Below are 13,151 nucleotides of genomic sequence, written 5' to 3'. Positions count from 1 at the left end.
ACTATCATCTGCGTAACACTGTGCGGCAAAACATCGCTTTTATTAAAATTTTTCAAAAAACTAAAGTGTTGCTTAAAAGGTAATTTACAAATCAATATTATACATTTTCATTTTGTTATATAAGGTTTTCAGGGAGATGCCCAGCGTCTTAGCCGCAAGGGGTTTGTGCCAGTTTTTTTCTTTCAATACTTGTGTAATATGATTCTTTTCCACTTCAGAAAGTGCGATTTCCCCATTTTTACTATAGTGATCATACGTCCTCCCGCGGATATTGTCAGGCAATTCTTCTATGGTGATAGTATTTCCGTCTGCGAGCACAACAGCGCGTTCAATAGTATTTTCCAGTTCCCTAATGTTTCCCGGCCAGTCGTAGAGCGTCATAGCGTGTAACGCTTCCGGGTGCATATCCATGGTTCGTTCCCTTTTGCAAAATTTTTGGAGAAAATGCTGAATTAGAGACGTTAAGTCCTCTTTCCTTTCGCGTAAAGAAGGCAGGCGCAAGGTGATAACGTTTAAACGAAAATACAAGTCTTCTCTGAATCGACCTTCCTTAACCTCAAGGGGCAGATTTTTATGCGTAGCCGCAATAATTCTTGCATCTACGGTGATAACCCGGTTATCACCAACACGCCGTATTTCGCCAGATTGTATTACACGGAGCAGTTTTGCCTGCGTGTTAACGGTTAATTCGCCGATTTCATCAAGGAAGAGTGTGCCCCCTTCTGCAATTTCGAATAATCCTACCCTGAATTCCGCCGCACCGGTAAAGGCGCCTTTCACGTGCCCGAAGAGTTCGCTCTCCAATAAGGATTCCTGTAGGGTGGCGCAATTTACTATTACAAACGGTTTGTCCGCTCTTTTGCTGTATTGGTGTATCATTTTTGCGGCAAGCTCTTTTCCCGTGCCGCTTTCTCCTTGGATCAACACGGTAACGTCAGATGGCGCAGTTTTATCGATCATTTTAAATACCGCTTTTATTGCCGGGCTGTTTCCTATCATAGAAGAAGGTTTTTGTACGTCATGTACCAGTGTCTTGAGATGAAAATTTTCCCTGCTGAGTTTTCTTTTTTCCAATGCCCTTTGCAATAATAAATCAAGCTCTTTAAGCTGGCATGGTTTTGTCAGGTAGTCATATGCGCCCAGCTTTATGGCCTGAACGGCATTCTCGATAGAACCTTGTCCTGTCAGTATTATTACTTCGGTGGTGGGTTCAATGGTTTTTATTTTTTTTAAGGTTTCAATGCCGTTCATGACAGGCATATTCATATCGAGTATCGCCACATCGTAATCCCGTTCCTGCATATTCTTTATCGTTTCCTGTCCACTGGCGCAACACGTCACATTATATCCCATTCGGTCGAGTTCCTTGGACATGATGTTTCTAAAGGTGCCTTCATCGTCGGTAAATAAAATGGTAGGTTTTTTACTCATAGGGCTATTATCCTGTCCTTTCTGCATTGTCTTGTTTTCCCGCTAATGGAAAGGTAATTTCAAAGACGGCGCCTTTTCCTTCACCTTCGCTGAACACATCAATTCTCCCGTTATGCATATCGACGATACCATAACATATGGATAATCCGATTCCTGTGCCTTTTCCCGTTGGTTTGGTGGTAAAAAAAGGGTCGAATATCCTGTTCAAATATTCGGGCTTAATGCCAACACCGGTATCCCTGAAGAGTATCTGTACGGTTGTTTCTTTCGGTAGAGTTGCAATAATAATTTCACCGCCGGCTTCTGTTGCATGAAAGGAGTTTGTGATTAAGTTTATAAAAACCTGTTTTATTTGTTGGGGGTCTCCGATTATTTCGCAAGGCATTTCTGACAGATTGACCTGGATTTTCTGTTTTGCCTTGTTTTCAGGTTGGTGATACTGAAGGGAGGCGATTGTGTCTTTGATAATATTGTTTATATCAATTCGCTCAAAATGAGGTTCCGATTGTCTGGAAAAATTGAGTAAGTTTGAGATTATCGATTTGCAACGGTACGTTTCATTCGATATTATTTTTAAATATTCAGAGAAAATTTCCAGTTCTTCTTTTTCAGTATATTTTCCCGGATGGTTGAGGATTGAGATAAGTCTTTCGTTCAGTCCTTCCGCACAACCCGCAACGGAAGCAAGCGGATTATTTATTTCATGGGCAAGTCCTGTGGCAAGGGTTCCGATGCTTGCCAATTTTTCAGATTGTACTAACCTGCGCTGAGTATGCTGCAATTTTTTATATGCCTCTCTTATTTCAAGGGTTCGTTCTTCAACGTTCTGTTCCAGGGTATTGCGTGCCTCTGTTAACTGCCGTGTTCTGGCATTAATAATCCTCGAAGCCTTCAGAACTATCAAATAAAGAGCAATGAATAACCCTCCCATTGCAGACCCTGTCATGAGGGTGGCCTTTTGATGTGCCTTTGCGATTTGCTTCTTTAACGCAGACATATCCTGGTAGATTTCCAATACCCCAACCTGCGCCTTTTTCGTCCCCTCCGCATCCATTTCATAAAAGGGGTAATAACTTTCAAGCAAGGTTTCCGGAACGTAAGCGCCTTTTGAATCCACGGTGCCAGAGAGACGCAGAGCCGAAGCCGGAATGCCGTTAATGGCAGCATCTAATTTTTTATTTTCACCCCGGTTTATGGCAAACCCGATATGTTCCGACAGGGTGCTATAAATAATATTTCCCTCAAGGTCGTACAAATACAGTTTTTTTATATTCAAGCCGTATAAATTCTCTCTTACGGCATTGTCTAACTTTCTCAATTGCCTTCTATTATTTTCCAAATCGATTTTCCCCGATCTTTTCAGGGTGGGAATAAGAAAGTCTTTATAAAGTTCATAATTTAAGTGTGTGCAGAAATTATGCGCGTACTTTTCGCTTCGCTTAACCAATTCCTGGGTTTCAAGTCTGGCAAATACCTTTCCGATAACAAAACTCAATATGACAATGATTACAAAACTTGTGAGGGTGTAGTATAAAATTAAATTAAATTTCTCAGGATGTAGTATTTTTTTAAATTTTGGCATACTTTATTTTATGTAGTTGAAAAAGGTAAAGCAAGGACGAACAGGCGACCAGAAAATAGCGCTGGGTCTTTATCGTTAAGCAAATAAGGTTTTCGAAAGATGAATAATAAGGATTTATACATTTTAAATAAAATTCATTGCAAGGGTGCTGTTTCAAAAATCTGACATCTGACATCTGACATCTGACCTCTGACCTCCGACTTCTGGCTTCTAACCTCCGACCCCTGACTTCTGACCTCTGATTACCATTTAACTATTGCCTGAACAAAAGATTTGCCATGAATACCTTCTCCCGGCTCATTTTCAACTTCATATTCAAATTTAAATAGTACCTGTTTTATGGGTGAATAGTTTATTCCAAATGCAATGCGGTCGGCTTCGTTTCCGTCGGTAATATCTTTGTTTGGATCCACTGAATCGAAACGTAAAACCCCTTCAAGATATTTTAAATAATCCAGATCGAAGGGATACCGGTAAGTAGTTTGAATGTAGTAGCCGCTTCTGTGATAATCCCCTCCCTCTTCTGCCTTTTGTTCTACCCTGCTAGTAATATATTCTCCCCGGATTTCCAGATTTCCCCTTTTCAACTGAAAATCAGCGCCTAAAAAATCTATATCCCGTTTGTTGTTTTCATCATATTTCCCCCTTGAATATGAGCTGCCCACTTCAAATCCCGGAAAACACTCAAGGGCTATTCTTCCCCCCAGGGTCTTGCTGCTATTATTATCCCATAACTTCTGCACATCATTTGGTTCCGGTCCCTTGAGTCCGGTTGTTATCGCAAATTCATATTTAAACCGTGTATTTAAAAAGAAAGGAAGTGTTCCGAAAAACATGCCCCCATTGTCTGAATATGTTCCGGGAATAATCCTGATAGAAGGCAAAGGGCGGTCCACAAGCTTGTTAAAAGGGCCTTCTTCCGCAAACCGCTCAATACCGAACGGATACAAAAACCTGCCTGCACGTATTTGCAGTACATCGCTTACAACTTCATAATTAAAGAAAAACGTTTCCAATTCAAATTGATTGAATCCCTCTTCAATCTCAAGTTCTGATACAAAAGAGAGTTTTTTTGTTATACGTTTGCCAAACCAGAGAACGAGTTCATTCCCCTCCAAAAACTTTGAAGAAGGCTGCTGGGAATCATCATCTCTTCCTTTTACAGGGGAGGTGATTGCAAAAAAACCATGAAACTCAAACTTCTTCCCCTCATCTTTTTCCGGGGGAATGGCGTCAACGTCAAAATAAAAATCCTGCGGGAAAAAGCTACGTCTTTCTTTCTGGAGACTCAATGGCGCGGATGCCGTAGCTTCTTTTTCATCCATTTCCGCATAAACTATACAGGTAAATAAAATGAAGGGAAGAACTATGAAAAATGTAGTCAAATAAAATTTCATAGAAAGTGGGCATCTAAAAAATGGGAATATTCAAAGATTAAGTATGGTATCCACGAGGATTCTGCAAAGATACCATATTTTATGCTGTTCTCAACCCTTATTTTTCAGGCTTTTTGGGTGATATTTGCCTAGTTTTTCACTATATTTCATGGACAAATTACCTCTTCATCTAAAAATACGCAACATATGTGTTATTTATTAAAAGTTTAAATAAAAAGCCCGTTTCTTGTAAAAGGCAATAGAATAATGTAAAGTTGTTCCCATATGACAAGCTAAGATTGATCAACTTTACTCAATATACAAATCTATTTCAAAGTGACACTTTAGTTTTTTGAAAAAGGAAAAGTAGGGGCGAAGCATTTGCCCCTTTGGGTATGAACTTATTTATGACAATATACAGCAAATGCTTCGCCCCTACACTGCGATTATTGGAATTTTTCAAAAAACTAAAGTGTTACGATTTGTTTGACTATACATTAATTAAAAGGTTATTATAACCACCTTGAAAAATGGAATTTTTACTGATATTTTCCGGAAGGGATGAAATGAGCGTGAAAAAGGATACCTCTATTTCTTTATTCTATGACATGGTGGAACTGATGGAAAAGTTACGCGGCAAGGACGGCTGCCCGTGGGATAAAGAACAAAACCATGTAACCTTAAAACCCTATTTGGTGGAAGAGACATACGAAGTAATCGATGCAATAGATTCAGGCATGCCGGACAAACTTAAAGAAGAACTGGCGGACCTGTTTCTGCAAATTATCTTCCACTGTCAAATCGCAAGGGAAAAAAAAGAGTTCGATATCAACGATGTAATTAAATTATGTCTGGACAAAATGATGCGCCGTCATCCCCATGTTTTTGGCGATTCGACAGCATCTACTTCCGAAGAAGTGGTTCAGCAGTGGGAGGCAATTAAAAAACAGGAGAAGGGATACGAAGAACGAAAATCTGCTGTCGATGGACTGCCAAAGCATCTTCCCGCGCTTCAAAAAGCGCAAAAAGTGCAGAAGAAGGCGGCAAAAGTGGGATTTGACTGGAAAGATATAAACGATGTCATAGCGAAAGTGGAAGAAGAAATGGAGGAGGTTAAAGAGGCTATCGCAAAGAAAGAAACAAAAGACATGGAGGAAGAAATAGGAGATCTTTTGTTTTCCGTGGTAAACCTTTCCCGTTTTTTACAGTTTGACACAGAAAATATACTTCATAAAACCATATATAAATTTGTAGACCGCTTTAAAAAAATAGAAAAAGAACTTGCTTCCTGCGGAAAAGATATTGAACAGTGTTCGATAGAAGAATTGGACGCCCTCTGGAACAAGGTAAAAATGAATGCTCGAAAAAATATTTAAACTCCGGCAAAACGGCACGAACATCCGCACGGAGATGGTTGCAGGCTCGACTACGTTTCTGACAATGTCATACATCATATTCGTCCAGCCTGCGGTACTTTCCGGTTGCGGGATGGATTTTGGCGCTGTCATGACGGCAACGTGCATTTCCAGCGCATTTGCGTGCATACTCATGGCGCTTCTTGCCAATTATCCCATCGCCCTGGCGCCGGCAATGGGACATAATTTTTATTTTGCCTTCACAATTTGCGGGCCTGTGATAGCAGGAGGGCTTGGATATTCCTGGCAAATTGCGCTTGGCGCAAACCTTATCGCCGGCGCTTTATTACTTGTTCTGTCGTTTTTCGGAGCACGTGAACTGGTAATATCTATCATACCCGATTCGTTAAAGAGCGCCATTGCCGTTGGAATCGGATTATTGATTGCGCTGGTAGGGTTTGAATATGGCGGAATAATCGTTGACAAACCTGGCGCCCTTGTTGGACTCGGAGACCCTAAATCACCGGAGATGTGGTTATCGCTGTTTGGCGTCATGGCAATAGGAACAATGGTGGCTCTTAAAATTCGGGGAGCAATCTTATATGGAATTATGGGAACCGCATTCATAGGGGTCCCCCTCGGGCTGGTAAATTATCAGGGTATTGTCAGCATGCCTCCCTCATTAGAACCGACATTATTAAAATGCGATCCCGTTAAAATACTGACACACCCCGGACTTATTTCCATCGTTTTTATTTTTTTCTTTTTAGACCTTTTTGATACTGTAGGAACGGTAGTCGGCATAGGGGAACAAGGGGGATTCTATAAAAACGGAAAAATCCCACGGATAAAACAGGTGTTTCTGTCGGACGCGATGGGAACAATAAGCGGCGCAATACTAGGCACTTCAACAGTCACCAGCTATATTGAAAGCGCTGCTGGAATTCAATCGGGAGGTAGAACGGGGTTGTCAAACATTGTTACCGCCTGCCTTTTGCTTCTATCCTTATTATTTTATCCGGTAATAAAGATGGTGGGCGGCGGTTATCAGACTCCGCAAGGTAATTACCTTTACCCCATTGTTGCGCCCTCATTGATAATTGTCGGAAGCATGATGGTCTTCAATGTAAAAAATATCAAATGGGAAGATCCCACGGAAGCACTGCCCGCATTTCTCACTTTCACCGTTATGCCGTTTTCCCTGAGCATTACCGAGGGACTCTCGTTTGGTTTTATTTCATATTCCATTTTAAAACTCATTACTGGAAAAGCACGCAATACCCACTGGGCAATCCATTTGGTGTCCGCTACATTTATTGCCAGATACTTTTTTTTAAGAACGTAATAGATTTTTGATTCTGTTGTGTGTTATGATTTTATCTTTTATAAAAACCTTTTGAAGGATACAGTGCTATTTTTGCTTCTTTAGAAAACAAATGAAATGTGTTGCGATAGATTTTGAGACGGCGAATGCAAAGCGTTCCAGTGTTTGTTCTTTGGGATTGGCTATAATTGAAGGACAAACGATTGTAAAAAGGACGTCATGGCTCATCAGGCCGCCGGAGCTTTATTTTGATCCGTTTAGTACATATATCCACGGGATTTCAGCAAAAGACGTAGAAGACAAACCGGAATTTTATCAATTGTGGGACGAAATATTCCCGTTCCTGGAAGGCGGTTATCTCGTCGCCCATAATGCAAGTTTTGATATGAGTGTATTGTGCTGCATTCTCGATGTGTACAAAATACCTTACCCGCCTCTCAATTATTTTTGCACCCTTGCAATAGCCAAACGTGTTTGGCCGGGACTTCTTGGATACGCACTTAATAAAATTTCCCGATATCTGGAAATTGAGTTCAAACACCATGACGCGGAAGAAGACGCCGTAGCATGCGCAAAAATCCTGCTCCATGCATACAATGAACTCGGCGTGAATAATCTTGAAGAATTGGTAAAAAAAATAAAATTGCCTGAAAAATACCTCCTCCCCGACAATTTTACACCAACACTTAATCCGCCGGTAAGTATTTCGAGTGTTAAGAAAGAGTAACGAATATCCGCAACTATCTTTCACAATCCACAGTCCACAATCGGCAATCGGCAATTTGCCGACTGCCGACTGTACAGTTCAGGCGTCCTGAAAATTACTCCGTTGTTTTCAGTGAAGATACATAACGCCCAATGGTTAGCCCCTGGGCTACTATTGAAAACACTACGATTATGTAAGTTATTGCCAGTAAGACCTCCCTCGATTCCCCTGAGGGAAGCGACAGGGCAAGCGCTACGGATATACCGCCGCGCAATCCGCCCCATGTGAGGATTTTTATGGCATTCGGACTGAATTCCTTCAGAAAACGCATAAGTGTAACCGGCACACCCACGCTTATAAAACGGGCTATTAACACGATAGGAATCATTATAAGCCCGGCAATCAGGTAATTTATTTTCATGGTAACTACCAGCACTTCCATCCCGATCATGAGGAAAAGAACCGCGTTTAATACTTCATCGATCAACTCCCAAAAAGAATCCAGGTGACCACGTGTTTTCTCGCTCATCGCAAGAAGTCTTCCCTTATTGCCAATGAGTAGCCCCGCGACAACTACCGCAATAGGGCCGGAAACATGAAGCATGTTCGCAAGGGCATATCCTCCCATGACCAGCGCAAGGGTAACAAGTATCTCTACCTGATAGTTATCAACTGCCCTAAGCATAAAAAAAGCGATCATGCCAGTCACAAATCCAAAAACGATTCCTCCGACCGCTTCCTCGAGAAAAAGAAAGGAGATGTGCTGAAAGGTCACTTCGTGCCCACCGGTTGCAATTTCCAAAAGGATTAAAAATACAACTACCGCAACTCCGTCATTGAAAAGGCTCTCGCCTGTGATTTTTGTTTCAAGGCTCTTGGAAATCCCCGCTTTCTTCAGTATGCCAATAACTGCGATAGGGTCTGTCGGGGCGATGAGCGCTCCAAACAAAAGGCAGTAAATGTAGGATAACTTGATATTCACCAGCGCAAATACCAGCCATGCCAGACTGCCCACAATAAAAGTATTTGCTACAATTCCAAATGTCGCCAAAATAATAATGATATACTTATGTTTTGAGAGGTCTTCCATGTTGACATGTAACGCCCCCGCAAAAAGGAGAAAACTGAGCATGCCGTTCATAAGCGTCTTATTAAAGTCCATCCGGTTCAAAGCATATGCCGCTTTCACATGGATTTCTCCCAACCCGAACAGCCCTAATATGACAATGACCAAAGAAGTGAGAATTGTTATCAGCAAAATACCGATAGTGGTGGGAAGCTTTATGAGGCGAAAGTTTATGTAGCTGAAAATAGCCGCAAGGCTGATCAGGATTGCGATAAGGCTAAACATTCCCATAGTGTTAATCTTTCTGCAATTAATTTACAAGTGTTGCACATCATCGTATCTTCGCGTTAAAAATACGCTTCATTTGTTGCAGTGCATATACATGATCTTTTTTAGTAAGCGCAGCTACGCAATTTTGCGGAACAGTAACTGCGTAGCCCCTCATATATGCATCATAAACTGTGTACAACACGCAAATATTAGTAACCACCCCTGTAATTATCAAATGCGTTGTGCCAAACTGTTTTAATACTTTTTGCAATGATGTTTTGTAAAAACATGAATAGCGCTTCTTGGTAACGAGGAAATCATCTTTTTCCGGCGCCAGTTCCTTAACAATACACGCCCCTTCTGTTCCTTCAACGGCATGTTGCGGCCATAAGGAAAACTCCGGATCATTTTTTCTGTGAGCGTCACAGCAATAAATAACCGGAATACCTGATTTTCTCGCCGACAGCATTTCCTTTTTTATTCCGGGAATAATGTCTCTTGCTGCCGGCACTTCAAGCGGGGCTCCTTTTTTAACGAAATCATTGAGCATATCACAAATAAGCAGTACGGTATTAACAGTGTTAAGATTTTTTGCTTTAACCATTAACTTTGACCTTTTTCGCGAGGAGAGTTATTGAAGCGCCTTTGTTGAATCAGGCTGGGTTTTTAAAAGACAAACACCCGAAGGCATTCATTTTTACCCACCCCTCAATCCCCTCCCAGGAGGGGAATTTGATAATTCCCCTCCTGGGAGGGGTAGGGGTGGGTTTGCTCATTTGGCCTGATTATCGCCAATGAAAGAATAAAAGTCAAATATAATGAATGAAATGGGGGAAATCATAACACTTTAGTTTTTTGAAGAATTTCGATAATCGCAATGTAGGGGCGAAGCATTTGCTGTAAATAGTCATAAATGCGTTCATATCCAAACGGGCAAATGCTTCGCCCCTCCTTTTTCAAAAAACTAAAGTGTTACTGGAAATCTGTTTGGATTCCTTTTTAAAGTGAGTTAAAATTGAATCGCAACTTTTGTCTTTACCAACGTAAGGACGTATTGCGATACGCCCCCATGAAAATGGTTTGAAATCTTTATACATTTAATCAATTTTGCACACTATTTATCTGTCATGATTAACCTTGCCGATTATAAAAACGAACGTCAGTATAAGACGGTTTTCTTTGAAACATTCGGATGCCAGATGAACAAACTCGATGCGGAATTGTCATTGGGGCTTTTACAGGAAGATGGTTATAGCATTGTTGACAAGGTCGAAGAGGCGGACGTTATTTTATACAATACATGCAGTGTGCGCCAGCACGCCGAGGACAAGGTATATTCACATCTTGGCGCCTTGAGAACCCTCAAGAAAAAACATCCCGATGTAATCGTAGGCGTACTTGGCTGCATGGCGCAAAAGGACGCACAATCTATTTTCAAGCGCATGCCACACGTTGATCTGGTCTGCGGCACCAGGATGTTTTCCCGGCTGCCTGAATTGCTTTTGAAGATCAGGAACCATGGCAACCACGTTCTTGCTGTAGATGAGGATGAAATTGTTGATGTAAAAAGAATCGCCGCATACCGGCCAAACGTCTATCAGGCATTCGTTACCGTTATGAGGGGATGCGATAATTACTGTTCCTACTGTATTGTTCCTTATGTGCGGGGCAGGGAGGTCAGCAGGACAATTGCTGACGTTAAACAGGAAGTGATGGAGCTTGTTTCAAACGGTTGCCGGGAAATTACCCTCCTCGGGCAAAACATAAATTCCTACGGAAAGAGTTTGCCGGGGAACATTACCCTTGGAGACCTCCTTATTGAATTGAATGGCGTCGAAAAACTCGAACGGTTACGATTCGTCACTTCACACCCAAAAGACATGTCCCGCGACCTTATCCGCACCATGAGCCAACTTGATAAAGTCTGTGAATATTTACACATGCCTGCACAGTCCGGATCCGACCGGATACTAAAAAAAATGCATCGCGGTTATACGGCAGGTTATTACCGTGAACTCATACAATACGCTAGGGACCTCATGCCCACTATCAAAGTGGCAAGCGATTTCATTGTAGGTTTTCCGGGAGAAACGGAAGAAGATTTTCAGGAAACCGTGTGTTTAATGGAAGACCTTCGCTTTCAAAACTGCTTCATATTCAAGTATTCAACCCGTACAGGCACTAAAGCTGCAGAACTGACAGACGACGTGCCTGATGAAATAAAGAAAAAAAGAAATGCAACGCTCCTGGACCTGCAAAAGAAGATCAGTCTGGAAGAAAATAAAAAACTGATTGGCAGGAAGCTGCAGGCGCTTGTCGAAGGCGCAAGCAAATCAGACCCCAACAAACTCTCCGGCAGGACGCGGCAGAACAATATTATTGTGTTCAAAGGACAACCAGCGCTGGTGGGCACACTTGTGGATATAACTATAAATGAAGCAACAGACCTTACACTTTTTGGCACAATGTAGCATTTCCGGCAGCCTTTACCCGTCTCAATAAAACAAGCGCTGCAAGGCATCTCAGAAAAGCTGAAATTGCAAAGACGGCAAGTAATCGGTGGCCGAAGACCGGCGGCAAATGTACGGCGAGAAAACCGCCAAGTAAATTTCCAAGGCATATTGCAAAACCGTTTATGGTATTAAAGTATGAAATGCAGCGGGTGCGTTTTTCCGGGATTGCCGATTCGTAGATAAAATTTGAAGAACATAAATTAAAACCGCCCCAGAAAAATCCCGATAACGCCTGAACCCCTATCAGAAAAAATACATCATGCGAAATAAGCCACCATGCAGGAAGGCTTGATATAATAAAACTGCATAGGGTAAGCACCTTCCTATTCCCCGTCCTATCGGCGTATCGCCCCCAGTAACTCATCGATAATATAGCAGCGAGGGGTACTACTGTTATGACAATGGTGTAGGTAAGGTACGAAAATCCAAGATTGCGGAGCATATATACGGCAAAAAACGGCGATGCTATATGCACCGACAGATTAAAAGAACTTTGAAAGATTACGTATTTCCCGAAGTTTCCAATATTTAATCTTTTTAGAAAATCCACAAATGAAAAGTAATGTTCCCGCTTTATTTCCAGAGGCGGTTCATACATTCTGCTGAGAAAGTAACACGAAATGTACCGGGAAACCATTGCAAGCAAAAATATAATCGTAAAACCAGTAAGTGAGGGATTATTGAAAACATCCAGCAAAAAACCTGCTAAAAATGTTGTTACTAAAGTGACAAGGCTGACAATCCTTGAACGTCTGCTGAAATACCGTCCCAGCCTTTTTTTGGGCACAAGGTTGGCCATAAGTGATCCCCAGGCAGGGGTAGCAAGGGACTCAAAAGACATATAGAAGGTACAAAAACAAATAAGCGCAATAATACGAAGATGCTTCGGGAAAAAGGGAATGAAGGCAATGGGAATGAGCATGCTGGCCTGCAAAAGAACGGAAATTACGATGATCTTTTTCCGGCTGCCGAAGTATTCGGTTATATCCGCAGCCTTAAGCTGCATAAGCGCGGGGATAAAGTGTATTATGGAATTTAATACGCCTATCTGGATATTTGTCCCGCCAAGGGCAACGGCAAAGGGGTTAACATAGTTGTTTCCAAATCCCGATGTCGCCGCGGCTGCAATGCCATCCCTGATTGAAACATTAAGGCTTTTTCTGACGGCGTTTCTTTCTTGCCTGTTCAAGCATTTCCTCCGCAAATAAGTTAATAATGACAACTATTCCGCATAAACATTACACGACTCCCGGCGGGTTCAGGTTTGCAACCTGAACCTATGAGTTTATGCGTATAATGGGACTATGTACTGCGGTAAAATTCCAAAATCCCTGTTTGGAATCTTGAATTTATTTGCCATTTGTTCTCCTAATAGAAGGCTGGATTGAAAGTATAAAACGTTTGGTTCAGGTTGCAACCCAATGTCATTAAGTTAAGAAAAGCATCACAAAAAAACGATATATCATCTTGATTAACAATAAGTTAGGTGGTATAATCAATGCCGAGTTAAACGTAATTTACCAGCATT

The 13,151-nt window shown here is 41.7% G+C and carries 10 protein-coding genes; 4 read left to right on the top strand and 6 right to left on the bottom strand.

Translation table 11 applies throughout. The annotated features are described in order from the left end of the window. Positions 1–84: 84 nt before the first annotated feature. The 3 genes from ABJL82_RS05580 to ABJL82_RS05570 all read right to left on the bottom strand — a co-directional run bounded on the left by ABJL82_RS05580 (position 85) and on the right by ABJL82_RS05570 (position 4,410). Positions 85–1,431, bottom strand: coding sequence for a sigma-54 dependent transcriptional regulator (locus ABJL82_RS05580; protein ID WP_347273738.1), 1,347 nt, complete (start codon positions 1,429–1,431; stop codon positions 85–87). A 7-nt stretch (positions 1,432–1,438) separates the two neighbouring features. Beyond that, positions 1,439–3,013 carry an ATP-binding protein gene (locus ABJL82_RS05575; RefSeq protein ID WP_347273737.1) on the bottom strand — a complete coding sequence of 525 codons (1,575 nt, stop codon included), beginning with the start codon at positions 3,011–3,013 and terminating at the stop codon, positions 1,439–1,441. Positions 3,014–3,255: 242 nt separating this feature from the next. Further along, positions 3,256–4,410: a porin gene (locus ABJL82_RS05570; protein WP_347273736.1), complete on the bottom strand. Its 1,155-nt coding sequence runs from the start codon at positions 4,408–4,410 to the stop codon at positions 3,256–3,258. A 545-nt stretch (positions 4,411–4,955) separates the two neighbouring features. Here ABJL82_RS05570 and mazG point away from each other — a divergent pair. The 3 genes from mazG (at position 4,956) to ABJL82_RS05555 (ending at position 7,795) form a co-directional block, all read left to right on the top strand. Further along, positions 4,956–5,765 (top strand): nucleoside triphosphate pyrophosphohydrolase, encoded by an 810-nt coding sequence (mazG, locus tag ABJL82_RS05565; RefSeq protein WP_347273735.1) that lies wholly within the window; start codon positions 4,956–4,958, stop codon positions 5,763–5,765. Further along, entirely contained in the window at positions 5,746–7,089 is a 1,344-nt protein-coding gene (locus tag ABJL82_RS05560) for an NCS2 family permease (RefSeq protein WP_347273734.1), read from the top strand. The genes mazG and ABJL82_RS05560 overlap by 20 nt, the downstream gene beginning before the upstream one ends. A gap of 91 nt (positions 7,090–7,180) precedes the next feature. Continuing rightward, positions 7,181–7,795 carry a 3'-5' exonuclease gene (locus tag ABJL82_RS05555; RefSeq protein WP_347273733.1) on the top strand — a complete coding sequence of 205 codons (615 nt, stop codon included), beginning with the start codon at positions 7,181–7,183 and terminating at the stop codon, positions 7,793–7,795. 94 nt (positions 7,796–7,889) lie between these two features. Here the strand turns inward: ABJL82_RS05555 and ABJL82_RS05550 are convergent, their stop codons facing one another. Further along, complete coding sequence (locus tag ABJL82_RS05550; protein ID WP_347273732.1) at positions 7,890–9,131, bottom strand: sodium:proton antiporter; 1,242 nt, start codon at positions 9,129–9,131, stop codon at positions 7,890–7,892. A gap of 40 nt (positions 9,132–9,171) precedes the next feature. After that, entirely contained in the window at positions 9,172–9,714 is a 543-nt protein-coding gene (locus ABJL82_RS05545; RefSeq protein WP_347273731.1) for an isochorismatase family cysteine hydrolase, read from the bottom strand. A 523-nt stretch (positions 9,715–10,237) separates the two neighbouring features. On the opposite strand from ABJL82_RS05545, the gene miaB reads away from it, so the two are divergent. After that, positions 10,238–11,581 (top strand): tRNA (N6-isopentenyl adenosine(37)-C2)-methylthiotransferase MiaB, encoded by a 1,344-nt coding sequence (gene miaB, locus ABJL82_RS05540; RefSeq protein ID WP_347273730.1) that lies wholly within the window; start codon positions 10,238–10,240, stop codon positions 11,579–11,581. Here miaB and ABJL82_RS05535 read toward each other — a convergent pair. Then, positions 11,559–12,812 (bottom strand): MFS transporter, encoded by a 1,254-nt coding sequence (locus ABJL82_RS05535; protein ID WP_347273729.1) that lies wholly within the window; start codon positions 12,810–12,812, stop codon positions 11,559–11,561. The genes miaB and ABJL82_RS05535 overlap by 23 nt on opposite strands. Between the last annotated feature and the right edge of the window lie 339 nt (positions 12,813–13,151).

The organism is Candidatus Kuenenia sp. (assembly GCF_039794105.1).
Classification (GTDB): Bacteria; Planctomycetota; Brocadiia; order Brocadiales; family Brocadiaceae; genus Kuenenia.
This window is presented reverse-complemented; position numbering and strand designations above follow the sequence as displayed.

Bases quoted from the DNA above. Each gene is read 5' to 3' on its own strand.
- ABJL82_RS05580 (WP_347273738.1), bottom strand. From the start codon at position 1,431: ATGAGTAAAAAACCTACCATTTTATTTACCGACGATGAAGGCACCTTT.
- ABJL82_RS05575 (WP_347273737.1), bottom strand. From the start codon at position 3,013: ATGCCAAAATTTAAAAAAATACTACATCCTGAGAAATTTAATTTAATT.
- ABJL82_RS05570 (WP_347273736.1), bottom strand. From the start codon at position 4,410: ATGAAATTTTATTTGACTACATTTTTCATAGTTCTTCCCTTCATTTTA.
- mazG (WP_347273735.1), top strand. From the start codon at position 4,956: ATGAGCGTGAAAAAGGATACCTCTATTTCTTTATTCTATGACATGGTG.
- ABJL82_RS05560 (WP_347273734.1), top strand. From the start codon at position 5,746: ATGCTCGAAAAAATATTTAAACTCCGGCAAAACGGCACGAACATCCGC.
- ABJL82_RS05555 (WP_347273733.1), top strand. From the start codon at position 7,181: ATGAAATGTGTTGCGATAGATTTTGAGACGGCGAATGCAAAGCGTTCC.
- ABJL82_RS05550 (WP_347273732.1), bottom strand. From the start codon at position 9,131: ATGGGAATGTTTAGCCTTATCGCAATCCTGATCAGCCTTGCGGCTATT.
- ABJL82_RS05545 (WP_347273731.1), bottom strand. From the start codon at position 9,714: ATGGTTAAAGCAAAAAATCTTAACACTGTTAATACCGTACTGCTTATT.
- miaB (WP_347273730.1), top strand. From the start codon at position 10,238: ATGATTAACCTTGCCGATTATAAAAACGAACGTCAGTATAAGACGGTT.